The sequence below is a fragment of the Ferdinandcohnia sp. QZ13 genome, assembly GCF_031324165.1.
Lineage (GTDB): Bacteria > Bacillota > Bacilli > Bacillales > Bacillaceae_L > Ferdinandcohnia.
The window spans coordinates 1,286,435-1,310,527 of sequence record NZ_JAVIVW010000015.1 but is presented as its reverse complement, the minus strand read 5'-3'; the positions used below and the strand labels follow the sequence as shown (position 1 = coordinate 1,310,527).

Sequence of the window (24,093 nt, the reverse complement as noted above, 5' to 3'; positions counted from 1 at the left end):
TTTCAACAAATTATCGGAAGTCCTTTGAATGATTCGGATGAATGATTAAAGGTGGTGTTGAAATGTGATTTCCGCTAAGCGGGAAACATACCTTTTAGAGATATATGCAAATTTAAATGAAGAAGGTTTTACGCGTGTATCTCAATTAGCGAAGTCATTGAATGTTTCCGTTCCCTCCGCATCAAAAATGGCAAAGAAGTTGAAAGAGGACGGACTTATCGAATTTCAGCGATATGGAAATCTCACACTCACAGAAAAAGGAAATCGATTGGCTAAGGAATTAGCCTTAAACCATGAAGTTCTTTCCCGTTTCTTTCAATTAATTAAAGTCGAAGACGAGGAGATTGAAAAGGAGGTTAAAAAGATAGAATCACATATTAGCAGTGACGTCATTAAAAAATTGGATGATTTTCTAACAAATAGGTAGTAGGAGACTCAGGTCCATTGTCCCTTGGGATGATGGACCTGCGTTTTCGCCTATCTATTTTTTACGGAAAAAATGGCCGTAATCCATGCGGTAATGGGAATCACGAGGGTGACACTAATTCCAGCAATTAGAATGGTTATCATTTCAGCACTAAAAATTTTTGAGTTTACGATTTCTCCCATTGAATAGGATAAATCTTTGAACCATATAAATAGGGCGAGATAGCTACCGAAGAAGGCAAAAAATAAAGTATTGGCGCTTGTTCCAAGGATATCCCTTCCTATGCTTAACCCAGAGGCGAATAACTCTTTCCGACTAAGAGTGGGATTATGGTAATAGATTTCACGCATAGGCGATGAAATCGCAATTGCTGCATCCGTTATAGCACCAATGGTACTCATGATGATGACCGAAGCTCCAATCTTTACAAAATCCACCCCAATATATAAGGAAAACATCCCAAGCTCCTCTATTTCTTCCTCCCCAAAACCTTGAATCATCGACTTGTTCGTAAGTAAAAGAATAAACAATAATAATATGATTGTTGTAATGATAGTGGAAATGAAAGCTGTCTTTGTTGTGCTATTTACTTCATTTATATAGAAAAGATTGATTCCGCTTATCGCAACGCACGCAAGCAGGGTCAAGTAAATCGGATTCAGATTTGGATCATTCATAAAAATGATCGTAATGATTAGTACACCGAAGTTAAAGAATAGAGCCAAAAAGGACCGTACTCCTTTTTTTCCACCAATAAGGGTCATTAATATAAATAATATGGCTGCGAGTACAACTAATGTATTCATGATCTCGCCCTCTTTCTGCTTACAAAAAATATCGTCGTGTACAAACCTATTGGAATCGTTAACGCAATTCCAATCCCACCTGCAAGTGCACGCGCTAATTCCAGGGAGAGATTCATGTTGAGAGTAAATCCTAGTGGAGATGCATTTTTAAAATACAGAATCAATAATGGAATCGAGCCACTTATGTAGGCGAAAAATAAAATGTTGGTCATCGTTCCCATTATATCTCTGCCAACCTCCATCCCCGACTTTACAAGAGCTTTGATTGAGATATTATTATTTTTTTCATACAACCCAAAGATGGTAGAGGACATTGTGATAGCTACATCCATGACAGCCCCCAAAGAACCTATAAATAATCCAGCCATAAATACCGTTTTATACGGTCTCGTAATAAACTGAAGTTCTTCATATCGAAGCCCCTTTCCTGAAGTGAACGTGATCACAACATAGGCAACAGCCAATGAAACAAAAGTTCCAATAAGGGTCGCAATAATGGCCGAATATGTTTTTTCATTTAAACCGTTAACAAGTAACAGAGATAGGATCGTAAATAAAATAATTCCGATACTGCAAATCAATAAGAGACTACGGTCTGGTTTATTCAAGTAGAAATCCAATGCATACGATAATAGGATAGCATTGATGATTAGGCTGAAAATCGAGAAAAGTCCTTGTTTCTTTCCGACCAAAAGTAAGATAAAAACAAAGAGCCAAGCTGCAATCAATATATATTTATCACGTTTTACCTCTATGATTGTTCCAGTTAAATGAGTATCTTCCTGTTTATTCGCATCTATTTTAACAAATAGTTCATTCCCAACACGGAATTCATAATCGTATGCTTTCGATGCTGAGTATTCATTGACTAAATGGATCAGACTTCCTTTTTCCTCTCCATTTTTGATTTCCGCGATGATGTACTGGGTGAACAAAGTATCTTTGTTCTCAAATCCGTCCACGATTTCCGTCTTATCCTGCAACTCTACTTCTACAACTTTTGCAATCGGGCGTTCATAAAATGAGTAATTGTTATGGATAAACACGATACTGGCTACAAAACAAAGAAATAAGATTATGTAAAATAATTTATACTTGAAAGCCATCTTTCTATAAAACGTAATAATTGAATTCACAAAATAACCTCCAAATTACAATATGCAGACAGTATACCACAGGTCCATCGTCTGTTTTATACAGCTACTAGAGGACCTTTCTTCATACTAACAAGTAAAATTCACCTCATTTTACTAAAAATTCCACCTTGTTAATAACCTTTAAAAAGCATCCCCCTTTAAAGATTATGTAAAAACTAGGATATTTTACATTATACTAACAATATTATGAATAATTTTTAGTAAAATTAATATTAAAAGCGTTTACATTTACTAAAATCGACTATATAATAAACCTGTAAAATGAAATGGAGAAAAACGAACTGACTTAACAAAAAAGGGGTTATGAAAATGAAAAAGTATCTTTCATTCATCATGGTTTTATTGTTATTAGTAGTATCTGCTTGTTCAAACAAGACGGATGAACAAGGCTCTAATGGAGATTTTGATAATCCGTCAGGGAAGATTACCGTTTGGGGATGGGATGTTGCAGCTGAAACTATGAAACTAGCTGTGGAAAACTTCCAGAAGAAATATCCTGATGTTGAAGTTACAGTAGAAGATTTCAATAGTTCCGATTTATATGAGAAGTTAACTGTCGGTCTAGCAGCTAGAGGTTCGGGTTTACCAGATGTAATCCTTATGGAAGACGAAAGAATTCCTGGGTATATCAATCAGTTTCCAGAGGGGTTCATGAAACTGAACGAACATGGTTATGACCAATATAAGGATTCTTTCAACCCAGCTAAAATGGCATCAGTTCAGAATAAAGACGGTGACATTATAGCTGCTCCTTGGGATATTGGACCAGCTGTTATGTTCTATCGAGTTGATTTTTTTGAAAAAGCAAACGTAGATCCAGATTCAATCAAGACATGGGATGATTATATTGAAGCTGGAAAGAAAATAAAAGAAGCAACAGGTGCACAGCTATTACCAATTGATATTGCAAAATATGATGGCGTGTTCCACATGATGCTTCAGCAACAAGGACTGTCTTATTTCGATGCTGAAGGTAATATCAATCTTCAATCGGAAGAGGCTGTGCAAGCAATGAAAGCAATTAAAAAAATGCATGAAGAGGATTTAGTTTTTAACAATGATGGTTGGGATGGGATTGTAACTGCCACTGTAAATGGTGCGGTAGCAACAGTTCCTTATGGAATTTGGTATGCAGGAACAATCATGGATCAAGCTCCAGATCTTGCTGGAAATTGGGATGTATTCTATCTTCCTAGTTTCAAAGAAGAGGGAATAAGATACGCAAACGTCGGAGGATCATCATTGCTGGTTCCATCATCTAGTAAAAATCAATCCGCTGCGTATGCTTTTGTTGAGTATTTTACAACGAATGTGGATGCCCAATTAGTTGGTTTTGAAAAGTTTGGTTTATTCCCTTCTTTAAATAGCACGTATGATTCACCAATATTTACAGCTGAAAGCGAGTACTTTAATAAGAGTGCAATCTTTAAAAAGGTATCCGATATCGTTGACCAAGTACCAGAAATTCCGTTAAATGAAAACTTTGCTCGTGGAAGTAAAGTTATGAGCAATACACAAGCATCAATTTTACTAGAGAATAAAGAGGTTGAATCAGCATTACAAGACGCTAGTAAGCAATTAGAAAACGAAATTAAAAAATAATCTACTTAATATATCTTTGGGATGAGGGTGAACGAGAAATATTGTAAAAAAACCCTCATCTTTATTAATAGTTAGGGGTGTGTTTTAGTGGAACAACCGGATAAGACCGTTACATTCACTACAGAAGTTAAAGGTAAAACCAAAAAGAGAGTCAGTTCACAGTTCATTACTCCCAAAAATGCACCATACTTTTTTATGGGCCCTGCTCTTCTGTTAATTATTATTTTTACTATTTATCCCGTAATCTCTTCTTTCATTTTAAGTTTCCAAGAAGTTCGTGGAGTTGAGAAAACATTTGTTGGACTATCAAATTACACCAGGTTATTCCAAGACCCGATTTTCTATAAATCATTACTAAATACATTTCAAATTCTCATCGTACAAGTACCATTGATGCTTTTTCTTGCCTTGTTAATTGCAGTAGGACTTCACTCGTCAATGGTTAAATTTAAAAGCCTTTTTAGAATTGCTTATTTTATGCCGGCGATTACGGCGCTTGTCGCAGCATCAATTGTTTTCATGATTTTGCTTGATGAGCAGTTTGGTCTTGTAAACTATCTTTTATCATCAGTAGGTATTGAGCCAATTGCATGGCTTACATCCCCATTTTGGGCAAAGGTTTCAGTTATTTTAGTTATGACGTGGAGATGGACGGGGTATAACATGGTGATCTTTTTAGCTGGATTACAAAATATCCCGGATTCATTATACGAAGCTGCAAGTATTGATGGGGCAAGTAAATTCAAACAATTTTTTATGATTACTATTCCTCAATTAAAGCCTGTTTTCGTATTTACAGTAGTGATGTCTACAATTGGTACCCTTCAACTATTTGATGAGCCATTTATTTTAACTGAAGGTGGCCCGAATAGTGCAACAATGACGATAACGCTTTACTTATATGAGGTAGGCTTTAAATATTTTGAGTTTGGTTATGCCTCTTCGATTGCGTATGTACTTGTTTTAATTATTGCGGTTATTTCTTGGATTCAAATGAAGTTGGTAGGTGACACAGAGTAATGAAAACTTCGAATAAATTCTCAAAAATACTTATTTATAGCTTACTCCTTATTGGTGTAATTATCTCGATTGCTCCGTTCTATTGGATGATTGTAGGATCGACCCTGCCAACAGGACAGATATTCTCATTACCACCTAAATTGTCACCAGGGGATTTTCTTGCAAAAAACTTTGCGTCATTAAAGGACTCGCTAGGTATTGCGCGTATCTTTTGGAACTCAATTTTTATTGCGATTATCTATACCGCTTTAAGTACGCTCATAGCGGCAATGGCAGGTTATGCGTTTGCTAAGTTTCGTTTTAAAGGGAAGAATGCGATTTTCTTCATTATTTTATGCTCATTAATGATTCCATATCAGGTTACGCTCATTCCATTGTTTGAAATGATGGTGACCTTTGATTGGCTGAATACATATCAGGCTATTATTCTACCAACGTTAGCATCACCATTTGCGATTTATTTAATGAGACAGAATATGTTGGCTGTGCCTGATTCCATTATTGAGGCTTCACGTGTTGATGGAGCTGGAGAAATGAAAATATTCTTCACAATTGTATTACCAGTTGTTCGACCAGCATTGGCTGCTGTTTCGATTTTTCTATTTATGTCACAATGGAACAGCTTAATCTGGCCGCTTATTACATTAAATTCAAAGGACATGTTTACGTTGCCTGTGGCATTATCAAGTTTAATTGGATTGGCACGAATCGATTATGGGCAGTTAATGCTTGGAACAGCTTTATCGACCCTACCAATCATGGTCTTTTTCTTACTTATGCAAAAGCACTTTATTTCAGGGATATTGGGTGGGTCAGTTAAAGAATAATTAAAAAGTTAAATTGAGTAAATATAGGTTTCCGGAGGAAGATAACATGCGACGAGAAAAGAAGAGATGGGAGAACATTCATCTAACTGGGATCAACAGACTCCCAGCTCATACTGATTTTTATAGATATAACACAAGAGAGAATGCAATCACTTTTAATAGAGAAAAAAGTATTGGATATACATTGCTTGACGGCGTGTGGAAGTTCTTATTTGTAGATGCACCAGAACTTTCACCGAAGGGATTTGAAGCTGAGAACTTTGCAATAGAAGGGTTAGACGATATTGAGGTTCCATCGAGCTGGCAAATCAAGGGCTATGGAAACATGCACTACACAGATGTATTGTATCCATTTACGATTAATCCACCATTTGTACCACAGGAAAATCCAACTGGAATTTATTTTAGAGAGTTAGAGGTTACTGACCTAGCAGACAACGAAGCTCTGATTTTAAAATTTAATGGGGTCGACTCTGCATTTGATTTATATGTGAACGGACAGCATGTCGGCTATAGCAAGGTGTCACGAGTTCCTTCTGAATTTGACATCACAGAATATGTGAAACAAGGAATCAACCGTCTAACCGTACGAGTCTATCAATTCTCTGATGGAACATATCTTGAGGACCAGGATATGTGGTGGTTATCTGGAATCTTTAGAAGTGTGGAGCTCTTTAAAATCAACAAGGATACACTTCAGGATGTATATGTAGAAACACTTCCAGATGAAAACTATGAAAATTTCACGTTGAAAATCGCCGGGGCATTTCTAACAAACCATGTAAATGGCTTATTCGCTACTCTTTACCACGGCGGTGAAAAAGTAGATAGATTTGAAATAGAAGTAGTTGATGGCGAATTCGAGACAAGTAGATTAGTTGAAAATCCACTTCTATGGAATGCGGAGGAACCAAATCTTTATTACCTTCTATTTGAATATTCCTTACAAAATGGTGATCAGGAAGTTGTTCCGCTACGTATTGGGTTTCGTGCAATTGAAGTGATAAACAATGAAATTCGCGTAAACGGTAAACGTATTTTCTTTAACGGGGTGAACCGCCACGATTCACATCCGAAGACAGGTAGAACGGTAACCTATGAAGACATGCTTCAGGACATTAAGATGATGAAGCAGTACAATATCAACGCGGTTCGTACAGCGCACTATCCAAATAATGATGTGTTTTATGACTTATGTGATGAGTACGGACTCTACGTCATTGATGAAGCAGACCTTGAGTGCCATGGCTTTGAAAACACTGGCAACTACAATTGGATTTCTGACAACGAGCTATGGGAAAAACAATATGTCGATCGTGCTGTAAGAATGGTAAAAAGAGATCGCAACCACCCAAGTGTTATTATGTGGTCACTAGGAAATGAGTCAGGTGCTGGACGCAACTTCACGGCGATGTACAATGCAATTAAAGCAATTGATGCCACTAGATTAGTACATTACGAGGGTGACAGAGTTGCTGCATACAGTGATGTGTATACAACGATGTATACTCGTTTAAAACCGCTTGAAGAAATCGGAAAAGATGCGGAAGGCAAGAAGCCACATATTCTTTGTGAGTATGGCCATGCAATGGGGAACGGCCCTGGTGGGTTAACTGAGTACCAACAAGTGATGAGAAAATATCCTCGATTGCAAGGTGGCTTTATTTGGGAATGGTGCGACCATGGAATCGAAGTGACGAACGAAAATGGTGAAACCTACTATTTATATGGTGGCGATTACGGAGACTTCCCGACTAACGGAAACTTCTGTATCGATGGTCTTGTGTTCCCGGACCGAACTCCTTCACCAGGTCTTATCGAATATAAAAAGGTTATTGAGCCAATTGTAACGGAAGAAGTAAACCTTGCTGAAGGAAAAATCCGCGTTAAGAACCTTTACGATTTTAGAAATTTAAGCGGGATTGTTCTTCACATTGAAGTTCAATCGTTCGGTACTCTTATTGAGGAAGTAGAAATGAAATTACCAAGCATCCAAGCGCATGAAGCAGCAGAAATTGTTTTACCAGTCAATCTAGCAAAAGCTGCTCAACACGATGATGTTCGCATCTACTTTAGCTATCGTGAAGCAGAAGATACGCTTTACGCCGAAAAAGGTCATGAGATTACAAAAGAAAGCTTCCTATTAGAATCGACTAAGGTTGAAAAAGTAGTGAAGGCTGTCACATCAACTGGTTCAAATTTCATGATTGAAGAAGATGCAGCACAGCTTGTCATTGAAAACGATAAGGTCAAGGCTGTTTTCTCAAACGTCTATGGAACGCTAGAATCGTTCGAATCCGAAGGGGAAGCAATCATTAACAAAGGACCGGAAGTAACCCTTTGGAGAGCGATTATCGATAATGATATGTATAAAAAGGATGACTGGATTAACAAGTACTTCTTGAAAAATACAAAAGAACAGCTTGGTGAAGTTTCTTATGAAGTGACTGATGACCATGTGGATGTTGTCATCACAAAGTACTTATCAACCGTTAACCAAGCATGGGGCTTCCACTTAACGTACAATTACCGCATCACGAACAATGGTGCCTTAAACATTGACCTAAAAGGTGAAAAGGTCTTACGAGGTATAGAAATTCCAGAAATGCTGCCACGAATTGGGGTAGCGATGCATCTTAACCAAGATTACAACAATGTCACTTGGTACGGACGTGGAGATTCCGAATCCTATCAAGATACAAAGCGTAGCCAGCCGATTGGACTATATAGTAAGACCGTTCAAGATATGCATACTGATTACGTGTACCCGCAGGAGAATGGATCTAGATGTGACACATCTTTCTTAGCAGTAGCAAAAGGTGAGAACGCGTATCTCATCAATTTTAAAGAAGAACATGACTTCACGATTCATGACTATGAAACAAGTGCTCTTGAAGAGGCAAAGCACCGTGGTAAAATTAAAAAGTCACCATTCAATGTGTTGACGATTGATTACAAGCAAAGCGGTGTCGGAAGCAATAGCTGCGGAGAAGAGCAGCTACCTCCATATCGTACAATCATCGAGGACTTCCACCTTCAATTTGAAATTCGAAGCATCAAAAAAGAAAATCTAGTTGAAGAAGCTAAATTCTTTGTTGTACGATAAAATTAACAACAAGCATGGGACAGGGGGACAGGTACACTGTCCCGCAAACTAAAAAACGGGACGAGGGACTGTCCTTTTCGCCCACTGTGGAGGTTTACATGCGTAAATATATTGGGGAACTAGGTCTTACGATTGTTGCCATCATTTGGGGAAGTGGGTTTGTAGCAAGTGCGGTGTCGCTTGACCATTTCACACCGTATCAAATCCTTGCGATCCGTTTCCTGATTGGTGTCATTTTGTTAAGCCTGGTCTTTTTTAAGAAACTAAAACATATTAAAAAAAGTACGATTATCAAAGGTTCAATCATTGGAGTCTTTCTATACCTGGCATTTGCCTTGCAAACAGTTGGGTTAGTATACACCACACCATCGAAAAATGCCTTTTTAACGGCAGTGAATGTGGTGATCGTGCCGATTATTGCGTTTTTCGTCTTTAAACGAAAAATGGATAAATTTGAACTCCTAGGTGCAGTGTTTGCGATTACCGGTGTGGGTGTGATGTCCTTACAACTCTCTGGAGGCCTGAACTTTGGTGATTTCCTGACGTTATTATGTGCGGTTGGATTCGCTTTTCACATTTTTTACACGGCCCAATTTGTGAAGGATGAAGACCCTGTGTTGCTAACGGTCATCCAAATGGCGGCGGCTACAGTTTTAGGCTTTATCGTAGTCCTTTTCAAAGGTGAAACGGATTTTGCGGCTAGCATTGAAGGCGTTTCGGCAGTTCTATACTTAGGTGTATTTTCAACAACGATTGCGTTTTTATTACAAACCGTCGCGCAGAAATTCACAACCGAAACGAATGCAGCGATCATATTATCAACAGAAGCATTATGGGGTATGGTATTCTCGATCATCATTTTAAGTGAGGTATTAACTGTACGAATGATCATTGGAGCAATCATTATCCTTGCAGCAATTATCATTTCCGAAACAAAACTAAAGTTTTTGAAGAAAAAGAGCTACAAAGAAGCGATATAGCGAGTTTTCTCAAAAAGGGATGGGTATGAAAAATGGCGACGATTAAAGATATAGCGGATTTAGCACAGGTTTCCATGGCAACGGTCTCTCGGGTGTTAAACTATGATGAAACGTTAAATGTAACACCTGAAACAAAAAAACGGATATTCGAAGCAGCAGAGGAACTAAACTATGTCATCACCCCGAAAAAGAAAAAAACGAAAAAGAAAGGGGTCGTGGGGCTCTATTATTCTTATTCGCTTGAAGAAGAATTAGTCGACACCTACTATCTTTCGATTCGGGTGGCCCTAGAAAAGAAACTTGAAAGCCTTGGCATGGAAATCATAAAAATAACCAAAGACGACACAAAAAGAAGTCTTTCTAAATTGGATGGAATCATCTGTCTGGGAACCTTTAAAAAAGCAGATATTGAATTGATCAAGAGCTTTGATAAGCCCTCAGTCTTTATCGATGCAAACCCAGATGAGGACCATTTCGATGCCGTAGTGATCGATTTTAACTCAGCAACAAAAAAAGCCCTCAATTATTTGGTGGAATTAGGACATAAAAATATTGGGTTTATCGGCGGTGTCGAAACCGATATGTATGGCAATCGATTCAAGGATTTACGACAGGACGTTTTTGAATCTTATCTAATGGAAAAAGGAATTTTCAACGAGGATTTCGTTAAAATTGGCGGATATAATCCAAAGGACGGTTACCAGATCCTGAAGGAAATGCTAAGTGGAAAAGTAAAGCCAACTGCCTTATTTGTAGCGAACGACACAATTGCGGTTGGTTGCTACAAGGCAGCCTATGAATTAGGAGTGAAAATTCCAGAGGACCTCAGCATCGTTGGTTTTAACGACGTTTCCTCTGCACAATACATGGTGCCACCGCTCACCACAGTTAAATTGTACACGGAGATTATGGGTGAATCTGCGGTGGACCTACTGCTAGAGCGTATCGCCACCAAGCGTGAAATCTGTAAAAAAATAACCATTCACACAAAACTCATCGTACGAGGCAGTGCGGCGAAGGTTAAGAAATAATAAATTAAACCACGAGACACCCGTTTCGTGGTTTTTTAATCAAGATGAATGGTTTTTCCTAAATAACCCATCCTAATGATAAGTAGTTGGACCGAAGTAAATCCGTTGAAAAGGTGTTTTAATGTTGGTTTCTACCCATGAAAGCTATGTGACTGAGTATCATGTAGGGATGGTTATTCTGTCTATTTTAATTGGTATTTTTACCTCGTATGTTGCGCTTCATTTAATCAATCGAGATGCAACAAGCACAAGAAATGACAAATTTTGGTTGGTTTCAGCCTCGCTCGTGATGGGTGGCGGTGTGTGGGCCGTTCACTTCATCGGAATGCTAGCTGTCCATATTAAGGTTACCGTAACCTATAATATTTGGCTCGTCCTTGCTTCCTTATGTTTGATTGTACTATTTTCCATTCTTGCTTTTTCACTAATCTTACATTCTCAAGAACGTAAAACGGTAGTGATAAGTAGCTTTTTAATGGGATTTGGTATTTTTAGCATGCATTATTTAAGCATGCGTTCGATGCAGATGGAGGCCAATCTTACCTATGCAACTTTCTTGCTGCTTCTATCGTTACTTGCAGCAATCATCGGATCTTGGGTGACATTTTGGTTGTTTTCTCAATCTCGTGATGCAACTTGGTTTGGAAAAGTCGGCTCTATCACTTTAGGTTGTGGAATTGCAGGGATGCACTACATAGGAATGAGTGCGACAACATTTGAAAACTTAGATTCCCATCAGCATAATGAGAGTTTTGGGGGCTACGTGTTATCAGGGTATACCATTGCGACGACAATTACAATCTTCCTTCTTATTTTGTTAGTTCTCCTCCTTTTTCAAGCAAGCAGGGATCAAACAATGCAAACTCGTTTATTAGTGAGCGAGGAACATTATAAACGATTGGTGGAACTAGCGCCAATTGGGATTATCATTCATAAGTTTGGAATCATTCATTTTATCAATTCAACAGGTATCAAAATCTTAGGTGGAACGGATGCAAAGCAAATGATTGGAAAACATTTTCTCGACTTTGTTCACCCAGATTATCATCAAATTATTAAAAGTCGTTGGAAATCCATTCGTAATGATAAACCTGTTGGGGCAATCGAAGAAATCATGATTCGGCTGGATAAGCAACCGATTTATGCTGAAGTTTCTGGTTCTCCGTATGAAATGGATGGAGAAACATTTGTCCAAGTATTTTTTGCTGATATCACCGCACGTAAAGAAGCAGAAAGGATGATGTACCAACTCGCGTTCTATGATGCATTATCAGGTCTGCCGAATCGGAGGTACTTTGCCAAAGAACTAGAAAAAGAAATGGATAAGGGAGAGCCTCTTTCTGTTATATTTCTTGATCTAGACGGATTTAAAGCGGTTAATGATACATATGGACATGATGTGGGTGATAGACTCATTCAGCATATTTCAACACGATTGAAAGAAATCGTACCAGTAAAGGCCGTGTTATCGAGGATGGCAGGGGATGAGTTTAATATCTTCCTTCCTGACACAAACGTAGAGGAAACAAAGCGATTAGCTGAAACGATTATTCAATCCGTTCAGGAGGCCGTCATTATCGGGGAGTTTTCCGTTTTTGTGACTTCTAGTATAGGCATTTCCTATTTCCCTGAGGATGGTGGGACAGTAGGTGCTCTTATGAAACATGCAGATATGGCCATGTTTGAAGCAAAACGGAAAGGTAAAAATCAGTATCATTTTTACAACAGATAGAATTTCGCATGAGAAGAAAGTATTGTTTTTAAACATCATCTAGTGAAAAAGTCACGTATCCCTTTTTGTGAAAATAGGGAGTTTTTACTTATTTTTCCTTAATTATTCCCTTTCTTGTTGTTTGCCCAAAATTTGGATACTATAATGAATTTTGGAGAAAAGATGGGAGGATCATTATGGAGAAAAAATGGGGAAGTATACTTATAACGTTGGTATTAGCCGTGTTTTTAGCAGCTTGTGGTAGTACGAATGAAGCAGCAAAGGACAGTGACAACCAGTCTAATACGTCTACTACGAATGGGGCAGAAACTGAGACTGATGATCAGAAAGAGGACTCGGAAGCTCAAGAATCAGAAGAAACTAAAAAAGAAGATAAAAACAAGGATGCAGAGGTTTTTAGATCTTCTAGTGATGATGAGAAAAAATCAGTAGAACCAGCTGAAAATGTATTTGATTCCGATAAGGTATTTTATTATGATAATGACTCTGTCGAAATTACTCTTACGAATGCGTCTTTTGTCAAAGAATTTTCAACTTCCAATGCAGACCCGAATGATACGTGGGCAAGTCGTAGTACAAATACAGATTCCCAAATCTATTTTCATATAACAGGAACGATTAACAATGATACAACAGATATTTTTCACTATGGTCACAAGCTGGCACCAGTAAAATTCTTTTTACTATATGATGGTAAACATGAATTTGAAAGTTTAGCTGCAACCGAGGAAGAGAATGGTACAAAATTTGGTGGGGCTAGTGTAGATCCGTTAACAAAGGGGAATGTACATATTTATTTCCAGGTTCCGACACCGGTATCTGAAACCGATAAACCGTTAATTCTAAAAGTGCTCTTAGGTGAAGAAGAGTTTGAAATACCTATAAGATAAAAAGTAGAAGCTGAGCAAAATTGTTTGCTTGGCTTTTTTGAATTCAAAGGATAATTCTTTTCAAGTCTTTCGAAATTTGGTAACATATTGGCAATACGTAAATCGGGGGAAGCGCTAATGAACAAAAAAATGGCGGGGCTTTCAATTGCAGCAGGTGCATCATTATGGGGGATTATCGGCTTGTTTGTAAGCAATCTGTACGCAATTGGTTTTACGCCATTACAGGTTGTAGCGGTACGAGCAATTGCCGCTTCCATTTTTCTGATTACATATGCATTACTAAAAAGTCCCCATGCCTTTAAAATCAAGATATCCGACAGCAAATATTTTATTGGAACTGGAATCATTAGTATTGTCCTGTTTAACTGGTGCATGTTTGTGGCGATTGAGGAAACCTCGATTTCCGTTGCCGCTATTCTGCTTTATACTGCACCGGCATTTGTCACGATTTTTGCAAGATTCCTATTTAAAGAGAAACTCACCATTCGAAAAATGCTGGCTCTCGCAGTAACCATTGTAGGCTGTGCGTTTGTAGTTGGAGTCTTTCCGAACTTTACAGGTACAATCTCCCTCTTCGGACTGATAGTAGGGATTGGTTCTGGTTTCTTTTACGCACTTTATAGCATTTTTGGTAAGTATGCTCTTGAAAAATATGATTCTCTTACTGTCACGGTCTATACGTTTATTTTTGCAGCAGTTGCCGTGACGCCGTTTAGCGGAATCTGGTCCTCGCTGAACTTGTTTGCTGATATCAAATCATGGATGTATATCATAGGACTTGGCTTTCTATCAACGATGCTGGCGTTTATTCTATATACAAAGGGTTTACAATATATTGAATCAAGCAGGGCTTCCATCATTGCAACCATTGAGCCAGTCGTTGCTGCCATTATCGGTTATTTTATCTTCCAGGAAACATTGCAAATGTGGCAATATGTAGGGGTTATCATGGTGATTGTGGCCGTAATCATCGTTCAAGAGAAGAGTGAAAGGCTTCCGAAAAAGTCTTTGCTTGAAACTGAGACAACTCTATAATCGAGGTGAATATAAATGAAAATAGCCATTATACTCGTTATTGTGATCGGTATTATCGCACTTATTGGAACCATGCTAATAGCAGGGAAAGGCGATGCGAACTACCGTGAAAAAACGAAGAGAAACAGCATCAACCTAACCGTTATTTATGCAGTTGTCATACTGCTTTCTTTGATTGCAGTTGGGGTCTATATTAAGATGTATGCGTGAAAATGAAGTGCTCAAACGGGCGCTTTTTTTGTTTTCAATAGGACGCACACCTTTCCCTCGCACACCCATAAATTAAATCTAGGGTGATTAACTATGCGAAATCAGAATCAAAAAAAATTTACTGCCTATCATCAAAAATACTTTCGTCCATCTTGTTTGGAAGCTTTAAATGTAAGATTTAACGATTGGAAATTCTACGATCCTTATTATGAAAAAACGTATGTTCAAATCCAGCTGCCACGAGAATTAACGAAGACACCTGAGGATACACTCATCAATTATTTCAGTATTCTACGGGAGGCTGCAACTCTAGGTATCAGGTCTTGCGGTTCCATAGGTAATGGCGATCTTCCATTTCCGATTGCCTATAATTTTTTGTCCAAACAATACCAAGAAAAACTAAGCTATGAAAAATATGTAGAGTCGTTTGCTGGAATCGGCCATACGAGTTTACTAAAGCTTTGCCGAGTACCAGCTGGAGAGCGGGAAATTAAATTTTTTTATGAAATTGAAACAATAGAATTGCGGGAAGATCTGATGGTGGAGTACTTTGGCTATTCGTATGGATTCATCCAGCTTGAACACGAAAAGGATGGCTTTCGAATTTCTGAAGTGAGTAAGGTTAGAGAAGACTTTCTATGTGCGCCGTACCATGGCTGGAGCCATGATGGGGAATCGGTCGTAGACATAAAATTTGGGGAATGGTGCAAAATGATTCAACATAAGTACCCCATAATGAAAAATGGATACACAAAAAATATCTGCTTCCATGGCCGTGACGGAGCGGATTATTGTATCGTATTTTTCACATTAACAAATGGAACAGACGTTGAAATTGCACAATTTCGTAAAGTTGAGAATGGACTATGGGAACAGGTTCATATAAAGCCCGAAGAAGAATGTATACCTAAAAAGGAAAATGATCACAAATAAAATTAGAACTGTGCGTTAATCTGTGATTAACGCTTTTTTATTGTTTGAGAAACAAAATTTCAATAAAAATAAAACTAAAATCAATAATATTTTATTGTAAAACAATAAAAACTATGATAAATTAAATTGACAATAAATGAATGAGGTGCTTTTTATGAAAAGAAGTTCAACACTTTTTTTAAAACTAGCTGTTATTATAATGGGAATTCCCGTTTTGGCTCTGTGCCTATTTTTATTACCTAAAATAGCGAAGGGAGCATTTGGGGAAGCGGCAGATGGTGCCACATTAGGGTATATGGTACTTGGCATTTTAACACTAATGTATATTTCGGCGGTACCGTTTTATATTGCATTGTTTCAAGCGTTTAAGCTTTTGAATTATATTGACAAGAACATTGCGTTCTCGGATTTATCTGTACGTGCTCTAAAGAAAATTAGAAACTGTGCCATCACTATCAGTTGTCTGTATCTAGCTGCCTTACCATTCGTCTTTATCATAGCGCAGTGGGATGATGCACCAGGTCTTGTTTTAATCGGAATGGTTGTTGTGGGTGCTTCAATGGTGATCGTTGTCTTTGCAGCGGTTCTAAAAAAACTTTTACAGGAAGCGATTCGTATAAAAACAGAAAATGATTTAACGGTCTGAGGTGAAAACAGTGGCAATTATAATCAATATTGATGTGATGTTAGCAAAAAGAAAAATGAGCGTAACAGAACTATCTGAAAGAGTTGGGATTACGATCGCAAACATTTCCATATTAAAAAATGGAAAGGCAAAAGCGATTCGACTATCCACATTAGAAGCAATCTGTAAGGCTTTAGAATGTCAACCTGGCGATCTACTAGAATACCGAAGCGATGAATAATGGGACACTCAGGACTCACTACTCGTCCCAATGGAGGAGAAACACAATGTCAATGAAAATTCCATTTTTTAATCAAAAACAATTGAATACTTCACTACAGTATTCAGACCATGATACACCGGATCATGTAGCAATTGTAATGGATGGAAACGGACGCTGGGCTAAGAAGCGTGGCTTGCCCAGAGTTGCAGGACATAAAGAAGGGGTATCTACTGTTTTTAAAATTGTTAAAGCTGCGGCTAAATGTAATGTGAAGGTACTGACACTTTATACATTTTCCACAGAAAACTGGAAACGCCCCAAATCTGAGGTTGAAACGATATTGAGACTTCCTAAGGAGTTTCTTCATATATACCTGCCTGACCTTATAGCAAATAATGTTCGAATTGAGGCAATCGGGGATATAAACAATCTTCCGGCCTATACACGTGAAGCCATCCAATATGCAATCCAACGTACCCGAGACAATGACGGTTTTCAGCTGAATTTTGCACTTAACTATGGAGGCAGAACTGAGATTTTGAATGCTATGAAAAATATGTTCTCAGATATCAAGGATGAAAAATTGTCGTTGGATGAACTTGATGAACAGCAGTTTTCAAGGTATCTGTATACAGACGGTTTACCAGACCCAGACCTGTTGATTCGCACCGGTGGTGAAAAACGCCTAAGTAATTTTCTTCTTTGGCAGTTAGCGTATACGGAATTCTGGTTTTCCGATGTGCTGTGGCCAGATTTCTCTGAAAAGGAGTTTCTTCAAGCACTAGAAGAATATCGGAAACGAAAGAGAAGATATGGCGGAATATGAGTTAGTGAATGGGAAGCTTAGTTGAAGTGATTAAAAATTCGGCTGACTTAAACAACTTTTAATACAGAACGGCTAAATGCACCTTGCTTGAGCATGCTTATTGAATACATTTATTTTAAGCAATGACAAATTTATAACAGCAAGAATTTTCCCGAGAAAGCCCCGTCTCCTAGAAGACGGAGCTTTTTTATTATCTGAGGTATTCTTAACTCTCTAATTTCAATAGCTTGAGAAGTTTGGGACTATGTTAGTTTTTTTGAATTTTAACATTCAAAGATTGTGACCTAATGTTGGCTTCATTTTAATATAACTGTAGTGGAAGTTCATTATGAATCAGTTTTTGGCAACTTCACCAAAATACACAACTTGTTACATAGGTATAAATACCTATTTCTGGGTGATTATACAGTATTTTGTTGAAATTTGTTGAAAAACCTCTACTTTTGTATTATGATAAAAATAGTTTATTTAAACTATTGACAAAAATTGAAAAAGGCAAACTTATCGAAAGGTAAGGACGCAAAGCTGCGGGTCTAAGGTTCTGACAACTATGATAGCCGAGTTGCCAAAAAGTTTGTGAATAAATATTTCGGTTATAAAAATAATCATATAATCAAATTTATCCACCATCTTTTTGGTGGATTTTTTTATTTTAAAACAAGTGAGCTTCTAAAATGACTATTAAAAGAATCTTGATTAGTACGAAAGAAGGTTGAATTAAGATGAAGACGATCACTAAAGAACAAGTTTGTTTTAAGTGTAAAGAACCAAAACCAGTTAATGACTTTTACGATAAAGGAAATCGCTTTATGAATTGTTCAGAATGTCGAAGGGACAGATACAATCGAAAAAAGTCGATGGAAGTATTACTAAATAAAGAGAAGCAAACAAGACAATATGTTTAAGGGTAGTCTGATATTCATATCCATTGTCTGTAAATATAAATTAGTAAGGTAGTAACTTAATAAGAAATTGGCTGTTCTAGCTATGATTTTTATTTGAAAAGGGGATGTTTATCATGACCGTGTTATTTGGAACTGTTGAATATTTCGAAAAGGAAATAGTTGACCAAATGTCTACTGAACAATTGCAGAATTTGACTATTAGTAATAGTTTAGAATTTGCCTATTCATCGGTAAAAAATGAAATTATGAATGTTTTTATATGTAGTGATATATTCCGGAAAGATTTGTTGGTGAATATTGAAAAAGCATATGAAAAGGTTAGAGGTTCAATGGTGGGTGTTGATTGAAGGTTTTAGTTGATCTAAAATCATATTTAAAATACAGCAGAAAGACTAGTGGAAAATTTAATCCTAGTCTTTTTATTTTGCTAAATTTTATCATAGTAATGTTCATTTATTATTTACTTTCTATATCTTATAAAGTATTATTATGTTATGCGATATATCGATATGCATAATATCGAGGTACATAATAAATAAGGGACACGGGGACAGGTTCCTTGTCCCAACGAAAGAAGGGATATGAGTATGGCGTACAATGGGGGACCGATGACGGAAGCAATGTATTATGTCCTACTAGCATTAATGCATCCAAATCATGGCTATCAGCTTATGCATGCAATTACGGAAGTTTCAAACGGTCGAGTGAAAATGGGGCCTGGAACACTATACGGAGTCCTATCACGAATGCAAAAAGACGGCCTCATTTCATTAGCGGAAGATGACGGGAGGAGAAAGACCTATGAAATTACACCTGAAGGAGAACAAGCATTAAGGGTAGAGTATGACCGACTCAAATCCATGATTCAAGATGGGAATATATTAGAGGGTGGTGAGGGGAATGAATAGGACCGTTCGGAAATTTCGTCCTAGTGATTATTGGCGAATCGGAGAGCATGAAAGCTGGTTTCAAGATATGGCAGCTCAAGGGTTACATCTAAAAAAGATGGGGAAATTTTTTGCTCATTTTGTTAAAGGTGAACCGAAAAAAATGAGATACAGAATAGATGTAACAATGAAAAACAAGATTTCACCAGAACAAATGGAGATGTATGCAGAAAGTGGCTGGGATTATGTGACAGGTTATCAATATTTTCAAGTGTATTCATCGCCTGAAGAGCTCGATGCACCAGAGATCCATACCGACCCTGCTGAGCAGTCTTTTACGTTAAAGGAACTGGACAAAAAATTAGTCTTAAATGCAGGTTTCGTTGTTGTCGCAATGCTTTTAATAATTGGCATGTTGTTTTCCATTTGGTTTCTCGATGGGACACCTACCTACATTTTGGTTGAAGGATTAGTTATTCCACAAACGTTTTTGACCATCATTCTCGGGTATCAGGCATACAACTCACTGCTAGCAGCGAACTCTATTCGCTCAATACGAAAAAGTTTAATTGAAGGAAAAACGATTGATCATCATGCCCCATGGAAGAAGCAGCATCAGTTAAATTCGGTTATCGGTTTTCTTTTTACGATTGTTGCTGGATTGACCGTCATCTTTTCATTTACACAACTAATAAAAATGGATACGAAAACATTGCCCGAAGGTAGTCTTGCTTTACCGATTGTCAGATTAGCGGATGTAGAGCAGAATCCTGCATTGGTTCGCGGGAATTCTGAATATATGAGTGACAATGTTGATTGGTCCAATCGATATTCATCTAATTGGAGTCCGTTTGCACCAGTTCAATATGAATCCGATGAAAACGGGTTGGTTCCAGGGGAAAGGTGGGAAGACGGGAGCGGTGAGTATTCACCAAGCATTGAAACAAGGTTTTACCAACTGAGTTTTCCAGATATGGCGGAGCCTCTAATATCTGATTTAATAAAAAGACATAACTATGAAAATAGAATAGAAGATTTTATTGAAACTAAGAATCCAAGCTTTGATTATTTAATGGTTCGAAAGGAAGAGGATTTTAAAGAAGTCTACGCATCAAAGGGAAAGAACGTCATCTTTGTTCGATATTATGGCTATGCAGATATGGATTCGGTAGTAAAAGCCATTGAAAAGAAGATTACAGAATAATTCATTCAGATTCTATAAAACTATTGAGCTGTAGGTCAAAAAAATGAAGCCAAAAAGGTATAATTAACCAAAAATGGGCAAATCCTAATCAAGAATATTATGCTTGAGGTGATTTGTCGGTGTTTCAGAGTTTAGTGACTGGTTTTGATTTTGAAATGCCAGTGCTTCTATCCTGGGATGGTGCAATGGCTGTCATTTTTTTCTTTACCATCTATTCGTTTTTGGGATGGCTCCTAGAGAACAGTTATAACTATGCTAGGAAACGAGTGTTTTTTAAGGACAACTTTTTCTTCGGGCCATTTAAGCCAATGTACGGATTTGCACCCCTTCTGCTCATCTTTTTAATAGGAAGAGATACGCATTGGTCCATGGTGTTGTTACTATGTTTTCTAATTCCAACAATCGTAGAGTATTGCAGTGGCTTCCTTCTAGAGTGGTTTTTTGGCCGGAAATGGTGGGACTATTCAGGGCATAAGTGGCAGATACAGGGACATATTTGTATTTCCTATTCGGTTTGTTGGATTGTGCTATCGTTAGTGTGCTTAGCTTATGTTCAACCAATACTTCGGGATTTTTATGAGGTTGTAGGAAGCTATTGGGCATGGATATGGCCAACTGTAGCACTCTATTTTCTTGGTGATCTCCTGTTTGCGATTAGGAGGCATATACCAGAAAACATACGTGCCGGAAATCCAATTCAATAATACGTTTATTAGACCAAATCATCCTTGATTTGGTCATTTTAATAAAAAGAATGTAACATATATATTGCATTATGTAATATATATGTTACCCTTATATTAAGGAGGGATGACGACAATTGGAAAATAAAGTGAAGATTGCTCGTATCCAGGCAGGTTTAACACAGCAGCAATTAGCGGTAAAGATTGGAGTCACCCGCCAAACGATTAGTTTAATTGAAAAAGGAAAGTACAATCCAACCTTAAAGCTCTGTCTAGATATTTGCTATGCTGTCCATCAAACATTGGATGAAATATTTTGGGTCGACAAGGAGAGTGGCAATGAATGAAAAAGATTAGAGATGAACGCTTGATTTTGAAAAACCTAAAGAATGTTCGAATCGCGTATATCGTTCAAACAGTTGGGATTCTAGGAATATTGGGATATGATTTTTTGACTAAAGGACTAGAAGGAATGAGGCAAAACCCATTATGGATGGTCTTTATGATTACGATTATTGTTTTTACCTATCTTTCGATGGGAATTAGTGTGGATCATGAAAGTGATGAAAAGTCTCCTAAAAAAGGTACCATCATTTCACTTATTGTATTAATGGCTATTGCGACCATCATTGGCATTGCTGTAAATTTCACAGATGGGTTTGGAATCATGGATGGATTTATTATGGGTGGCATCATTTTTATGTGCGGGCTTATTCCAATCTTTTATATCCATTATTTGAAAATAAAACGACAAGAAGAAAACTATAAGGAGTAACAATATAACGCTTAGTTTAACTAGGCGTTTTTAATTTAATTGTTTTTTAGGTCTTTTGGTTGACAAGATCCTTTTTTTAATATAACATTTATCTTGAAGTTAAGATAAATACTTCTGAGATAAAATAATTAAAGGTATTTTTAAAAAATATCCTTTAATATAAAAAAGGAGAGACATCATGGGTTTATTAGATAAACTTTTTGGTAACCAACAAAAGGAGGAAGAAGTAATGTCAAACGAAAAATTAAACATTGGTATTATTTTAGGTAGTACTCGTGAAGGACGCGTAAGTCCTCAAGTAGGAGCATGGGTAAAGGAAATCGCTGATAAGCGTGGAGATGCTAACTACGAAATCGTAGACATCGCAGACTTCAAATTACCATTCTTAGGTGAAGCAGATGCACCTGGAATTGCTGCTTGGAACGAAAAATTAGCTAATCTTGATGGATTCGTATTCATCGTTCAAGAATATAACCACTCTATCACTGGAGCATTGAAAAATGCGTTAGACCTAGCTCGTGAAGCTTGGAACAACAAAGCTGCTGGTATCGTAAGTTACGGTTCAACTGGTGGTGCACGTGCTGCTGAACACCTACGTGGAATCATGGGTGAATTAATGATCGCGGACGTTCGTACACATCCAACACTTTCATTATTCACTGACTTCGAAAACGGTTCTGAGTTCAAACCTCAAGATCTACACTTAGACAACGTAAACTTAATGTTAGACCAAGTAGTAGCTTGGAGCGGAGCATTAAAAACAGTTCGCTAATAACGAAATAAACAGGATGAGCCTTTATTTGGCCATCCTGTTTTTATTAGTTCTGTATTTCCTAGAAATATCCAACAGTGTACTCGCAAACAGCGTTAACTAGCTCGTATTCTCCTAAAAGTATATCCGTATGTAAACCCGCAAACAGCGTTATCAAGCTTGAACCCTCCTAAAAATATCCAAGTGCGAACCTGCAAACTGTTTTATCTAGTTCGGAATCTCCTGGAAATATCCAATTGCGAACTCGCAAACAGCGTTAACTAGCTCGTGTCCTCCTAAAAATATCCAGATACGAACCTGCAAACTGTGTTAACTAGTTCGGAATCTCCAAGAAATATCCAATTGCGAACTCGCAAACAGCGTTAACTAGCTCGTGTTCTCCTAGAAATATCCAAATGGAAACTCGCAAACAGCGTTAACTAGCTCGTGTCCTCCTAAAAATATCCAGATGCGAACCTGCAAACTGTGTTAACTAGTTCGGAATCTCCTGGAAATATCCAATTGCGAACTCGCAAACAGCGTTAACTAGCTCGTGTTCTCCTAGAAATATCCAAATGCAAACCCGCAAACAGCGTTATCAAGCTTGAAGTCTCCTAGAAATATCCAAGTGCGAACCCGCAAAGGACCGTACCTAGTTCACAATCTCCTAATAGTATCCATTTGCATACTAGATAAATATCCCCAATGCCTTCTACACATGTGCTCTCCGCGCAAAATCGACAAACCGGAATTTGTCCGGGCGGTGGCGGGACTCGGTGTATTGAAACAAACTAGCATTATCTAAATATACATAGTTTTTTATGACTACAACATTATGAAAACCATCCAAATCAAGAAGCTCTAGATCTTCTTCCGTTGGCTCCACAACCGTAATTTCTTTTTTTGCAAAGCTAATGGTTAGCTCCAATTCGTTTTCCAAATAGGCATAAATGGAATTCTCACAAATCTCCTTGGTGAGCTCTGGGACGAATTTACGTGAAATAAAATCCTTGTCCAAAATAATTTTCTCTCCGCCCATTTCTCTTGTGCGTACGACCTTCCATATCTGTTCCTTACTAGAAAGCTGAAGCTGCTGCTTAATGAACGTATCTGGCTTACCAACTGTCAACTCATGCACATTTGTCTTCGGCTTTTCCCCCATTTTCTCTGCAAGCTCTTTAAAACTTACAAGCCCGGAAACAGGAAAATCAAACTTATTCACATCAATGACAATTGAACCTTTGCCCTTCATCTTTTGAATATACCCATTTTGCGAAAGAAGGTTAAGCGCCTTTCTGATTGTTTCGCGAGAGGTATTGTACGTGTCCTTTAGCTCATTTTCAGAAGGTAAAAGACTATTTGTCTTAATGTTACCGTTTTTAATTTCTTCTACTATATCGCTATAGATTGTTAGATACTTGTTATTCATAAAGAATCCCCAATCCTGTATATATTTAT

26 protein-coding genes and 1 riboswitch are annotated in these 24,093 nt (G+C 37.6%); of the genes, 23 read left to right on the top strand and 3 right to left on the bottom strand.

Translation table 11 applies throughout. The features are described from left to right. The first annotated feature begins 64 nt into the window (after positions 1–64). Positions 65–427 carry a metal-dependent transcriptional regulator gene (locus RGU12_RS20560; protein WP_309537710.1) on the top strand — a complete coding sequence of 121 codons (363 nt, stop codon included), beginning with the start codon at positions 65–67 and terminating at the stop codon, positions 425–427. Between the two features lie 50 nt (positions 428–477). Here RGU12_RS20560 and RGU12_RS20555 read toward each other — a convergent pair whose 3' ends face one another. Next, positions 478–1,233, bottom strand: coding sequence for a YibE/F family protein (locus RGU12_RS20555; protein ID WP_309537709.1), 756 nt, complete (start codon positions 1,231–1,233; stop codon positions 478–480). Further along, complete coding sequence (locus tag RGU12_RS20550; RefSeq protein WP_309538305.1) at positions 1,230–2,339, bottom strand: YibE/F family protein; 1,110 nt, start codon at positions 2,337–2,339, stop codon at positions 1,230–1,232. The genes RGU12_RS20555 and RGU12_RS20550 overlap by 4 nt, the downstream gene beginning before the upstream one ends. Positions 2,340–2,699: 360 nt before the next feature. On the opposite strand from RGU12_RS20550, the gene RGU12_RS20545 reads away from it, so the two are divergent. The 22 genes from RGU12_RS20545 to RGU12_RS20440 all read left to right on the top strand — a co-directional run bounded on the left by RGU12_RS20545 (position 2,700) and on the right by RGU12_RS20440 (position 22,656). Further along, positions 2,700–3,992: an ABC transporter substrate-binding protein gene (locus RGU12_RS20545; protein ID WP_309537708.1), complete on the top strand. Its 1,293-nt coding sequence runs from the start codon at positions 2,700–2,702 to the stop codon at positions 3,990–3,992. Positions 3,993–4,187: 195 nt separating this feature from the next. Continuing rightward, on the top strand, positions 4,188–5,012 hold the full coding sequence (locus RGU12_RS20540) for a carbohydrate ABC transporter permease (protein WP_309538304.1): 825 nt from the start codon (positions 4,188–4,190) through the stop codon (positions 5,010–5,012). Next, positions 5,012–5,839 carry a carbohydrate ABC transporter permease gene (locus RGU12_RS20535; RefSeq protein ID WP_309537707.1) on the top strand — a complete coding sequence of 276 codons (828 nt, stop codon included), beginning with the start codon at positions 5,012–5,014 and terminating at the stop codon, positions 5,837–5,839. The genes RGU12_RS20540 and RGU12_RS20535 overlap by 1 nt, the downstream gene beginning before the upstream one ends. A gap of 46 nt (positions 5,840–5,885) precedes the next feature. Then, a complete protein-coding gene (locus RGU12_RS20530; RefSeq protein WP_309537706.1) occupies positions 5,886–8,945 on the top strand; it encodes a glycoside hydrolase family 2 TIM barrel-domain containing protein in 3,060 nt (1,019 codons plus the stop codon). 98 nt (positions 8,946–9,043) lie between these two features. Continuing rightward, on the top strand, positions 9,044–9,925 hold the full coding sequence (locus RGU12_RS20525) for a DMT family transporter (RefSeq protein ID WP_309537705.1): 882 nt from the start codon (positions 9,044–9,046) through the stop codon (positions 9,923–9,925). Between the two features lie 32 nt (positions 9,926–9,957). Then, positions 9,958–10,956: a LacI family DNA-binding transcriptional regulator gene (locus RGU12_RS20520; RefSeq protein WP_309537704.1), complete on the top strand. Its 999-nt coding sequence runs from the start codon at positions 9,958–9,960 to the stop codon at positions 10,954–10,956. 124 nt (positions 10,957–11,080) lie between these two features. Continuing rightward, a complete protein-coding gene (locus RGU12_RS20515; protein WP_309537703.1) occupies positions 11,081–12,688 on the top strand; it encodes a sensor domain-containing diguanylate cyclase in 1,608 nt (535 codons plus the stop codon). A 176-nt stretch (positions 12,689–12,864) separates the two neighbouring features. Further along, complete coding sequence (locus RGU12_RS20510; RefSeq protein ID WP_309537702.1) at positions 12,865–13,578, top strand: hypothetical protein; 714 nt, start codon at positions 12,865–12,867, stop codon at positions 13,576–13,578. Positions 13,579–13,695: 117 nt separating this feature from the next. Then, entirely contained in the window at positions 13,696–14,613 is a 918-nt protein-coding gene (locus tag RGU12_RS20505) for a DMT family transporter (RefSeq protein ID WP_309537701.1), read from the top strand. A 15-nt stretch (positions 14,614–14,628) separates the two neighbouring features. Further along, entirely contained in the window at positions 14,629–14,823 is a 195-nt protein-coding gene (locus RGU12_RS20500; RefSeq protein WP_309537700.1) for a hypothetical protein, read from the top strand. A 93-nt stretch (positions 14,824–14,916) separates the two neighbouring features. Next, positions 14,917–15,756 (top strand): hypothetical protein, encoded by an 840-nt coding sequence (locus tag RGU12_RS20495; protein WP_309537699.1) that lies wholly within the window; start codon positions 14,917–14,919, stop codon positions 15,754–15,756. A 154-nt stretch (positions 15,757–15,910) separates the two neighbouring features. Further along, positions 15,911–16,402, top strand: a complete 492-nt coding sequence (locus RGU12_RS20490; protein ID WP_309537698.1) for a DUF2975 domain-containing protein — start codon at positions 15,911–15,913, stop codon at positions 16,400–16,402. Positions 16,403–16,412: 10 nt separating this feature from the next. Next, the gene (locus RGU12_RS20485; RefSeq protein ID WP_309537697.1) at positions 16,413–16,622 is read left to right on the top strand and encodes a helix-turn-helix domain-containing protein; all 210 of its coding nucleotides are present in this window, start codon (positions 16,413–16,415) and stop codon (positions 16,620–16,622) included. A gap of 46 nt (positions 16,623–16,668) precedes the next feature. Next, a complete protein-coding gene (gene uppS, locus RGU12_RS20480; protein WP_309537696.1) occupies positions 16,669–17,430 on the top strand; it encodes an undecaprenyl pyrophosphate synthase in 762 nt (253 codons plus the stop codon). Between the two features lie 484 nt (positions 17,431–17,914). Continuing rightward, a riboswitch (cyclic di-GMP riboswitch) is annotated at positions 17,915–18,000 on the top strand. A gap of 152 nt (positions 18,001–18,152) precedes the next feature. Further along, entirely contained in the window at positions 18,153–18,335 is a 183-nt protein-coding gene (locus tag RGU12_RS20475; RefSeq protein WP_309537695.1) for a hypothetical protein, read from the top strand. 113 nt (positions 18,336–18,448) lie between these two features. Next, on the top strand, positions 18,449–18,682 hold the full coding sequence (locus RGU12_RS20470) for a hypothetical protein (RefSeq protein ID WP_309537694.1): 234 nt from the start codon (positions 18,449–18,451) through the stop codon (positions 18,680–18,682). A 240-nt stretch (positions 18,683–18,922) separates the two neighbouring features. Further along, the gene (locus RGU12_RS20465) at positions 18,923–19,243 is read left to right on the top strand and encodes a PadR family transcriptional regulator (protein WP_309537693.1); all 321 of its coding nucleotides are present in this window, start codon (positions 18,923–18,925) and stop codon (positions 19,241–19,243) included. Beyond that, positions 19,236–20,426 (top strand): DUF2812 domain-containing protein, encoded by a 1,191-nt coding sequence (locus RGU12_RS20460; RefSeq protein ID WP_309537692.1) that lies wholly within the window; start codon positions 19,236–19,238, stop codon positions 20,424–20,426. Before RGU12_RS20465 ends, RGU12_RS20460 begins: the two co-directional genes overlap by 8 nt. A gap of 119 nt (positions 20,427–20,545) precedes the next feature. Next, entirely contained in the window at positions 20,546–21,130 is a 585-nt protein-coding gene (locus RGU12_RS20455; RefSeq protein WP_309537691.1) for a putative ABC transporter permease, read from the top strand. Positions 21,131–21,246: 116 nt separating this feature from the next. Then, positions 21,247–21,456, top strand: a complete 210-nt coding sequence (locus RGU12_RS20450) for a helix-turn-helix transcriptional regulator (RefSeq protein WP_309537690.1) — start codon at positions 21,247–21,249, stop codon at positions 21,454–21,456. Further along, the gene (locus RGU12_RS20445; RefSeq protein WP_309537689.1) at positions 21,453–21,884 is read left to right on the top strand and encodes a hypothetical protein; all 432 of its coding nucleotides are present in this window, start codon (positions 21,453–21,455) and stop codon (positions 21,882–21,884) included. Before RGU12_RS20450 ends, RGU12_RS20445 begins: the two co-directional genes overlap by 4 nt. A 178-nt stretch (positions 21,885–22,062) precedes the next feature. Then, entirely contained in the window at positions 22,063–22,656 is a 594-nt protein-coding gene (locus tag RGU12_RS20440; RefSeq protein ID WP_116353183.1) for an NADPH-dependent FMN reductase, read from the top strand. A gap of 691 nt (positions 22,657–23,347) precedes the next feature. On the opposite strand, the gene treR is transcribed toward RGU12_RS20440, so the two are convergent. Further along, complete coding sequence (treR, locus tag RGU12_RS20435; RefSeq protein WP_309537688.1) at positions 23,348–24,064, bottom strand: trehalose operon repressor; 717 nt, start codon at positions 24,062–24,064, stop codon at positions 23,348–23,350. Positions 24,065–24,093 lie beyond the last annotated feature (29 nt).

Coding starts and splice junctions, on each gene's coding strand:
- RGU12_RS20460 (WP_309537692.1), top strand. CDS start 19,236: ATGAATAGGACCGTTCGGAAATTTCGTCCTAGTGATTATTGGCGAATC.
- uppS (WP_309537696.1), top strand. CDS start 16,669: ATGTCAATGAAAATTCCATTTTTTAATCAAAAACAATTGAATACTTCA.
- RGU12_RS20440 (WP_116353183.1), top strand. CDS start 22,063: ATGGGTTTATTAGATAAACTTTTTGGTAACCAACAAAAGGAGGAAGAA.
- RGU12_RS20495 (WP_309537699.1), top strand. CDS start 14,917: ATGCGAAATCAGAATCAAAAAAAATTTACTGCCTATCATCAAAAATAC.
- RGU12_RS20545 (WP_309537708.1), top strand. CDS start 2,700: ATGAAAAAGTATCTTTCATTCATCATGGTTTTATTGTTATTAGTAGTA.
- RGU12_RS20465 (WP_309537693.1), top strand. CDS start 18,923: ATGGCGTACAATGGGGGACCGATGACGGAAGCAATGTATTATGTCCTA.
- RGU12_RS20555 (WP_309537709.1), bottom strand. CDS start 1,233: ATGAATACATTAGTTGTACTCGCAGCCATATTATTTATATTAATGACC.
- RGU12_RS20525 (WP_309537705.1), top strand. CDS start 9,044: ATGCGTAAATATATTGGGGAACTAGGTCTTACGATTGTTGCCATCATT.
- RGU12_RS20505 (WP_309537701.1), top strand. CDS start 13,696: ATGAACAAAAAAATGGCGGGGCTTTCAATTGCAGCAGGTGCATCATTA.
- RGU12_RS20475 (WP_309537695.1), top strand. CDS start 18,153: ATGAAGACGATCACTAAAGAACAAGTTTGTTTTAAGTGTAAAGAACCA.
- RGU12_RS20510 (WP_309537702.1), top strand. CDS start 12,865: ATGGAGAAAAAATGGGGAAGTATACTTATAACGTTGGTATTAGCCGTG.
- treR (WP_309537688.1), bottom strand. CDS start 24,064: ATGAATAACAAGTATCTAACAATCTATAGCGATATAGTAGAAGAAATT.
- RGU12_RS20535 (WP_309537707.1), top strand. CDS start 5,012: ATGAAAACTTCGAATAAATTCTCAAAAATACTTATTTATAGCTTACTC.
- RGU12_RS20490 (WP_309537698.1), top strand. CDS start 15,911: ATGAAAAGAAGTTCAACACTTTTTTTAAAACTAGCTGTTATTATAATG.
- RGU12_RS20520 (WP_309537704.1), top strand. CDS start 9,958: ATGGCGACGATTAAAGATATAGCGGATTTAGCACAGGTTTCCATGGCA.
- RGU12_RS20530 (WP_309537706.1), top strand. CDS start 5,886: ATGCGACGAGAAAAGAAGAGATGGGAGAACATTCATCTAACTGGGATC.
- RGU12_RS20550 (WP_309538305.1), bottom strand. CDS start 2,339: ATGGCTTTCAAGTATAAATTATTTTACATAATCTTATTTCTTTGTTTT.
- RGU12_RS20500 (WP_309537700.1), top strand. CDS start 14,629: ATGAAAATAGCCATTATACTCGTTATTGTGATCGGTATTATCGCACTT.
- RGU12_RS20540 (WP_309538304.1), top strand. CDS start 4,188: ATGGGCCCTGCTCTTCTGTTAATTATTATTTTTACTATTTATCCCGTA.
- RGU12_RS20445 (WP_309537689.1), top strand. CDS start 21,453: ATGAAAAAGATTAGAGATGAACGCTTGATTTTGAAAAACCTAAAGAAT.
- RGU12_RS20470 (WP_309537694.1), top strand. CDS start 18,449: ATGACCGTGTTATTTGGAACTGTTGAATATTTCGAAAAGGAAATAGTT.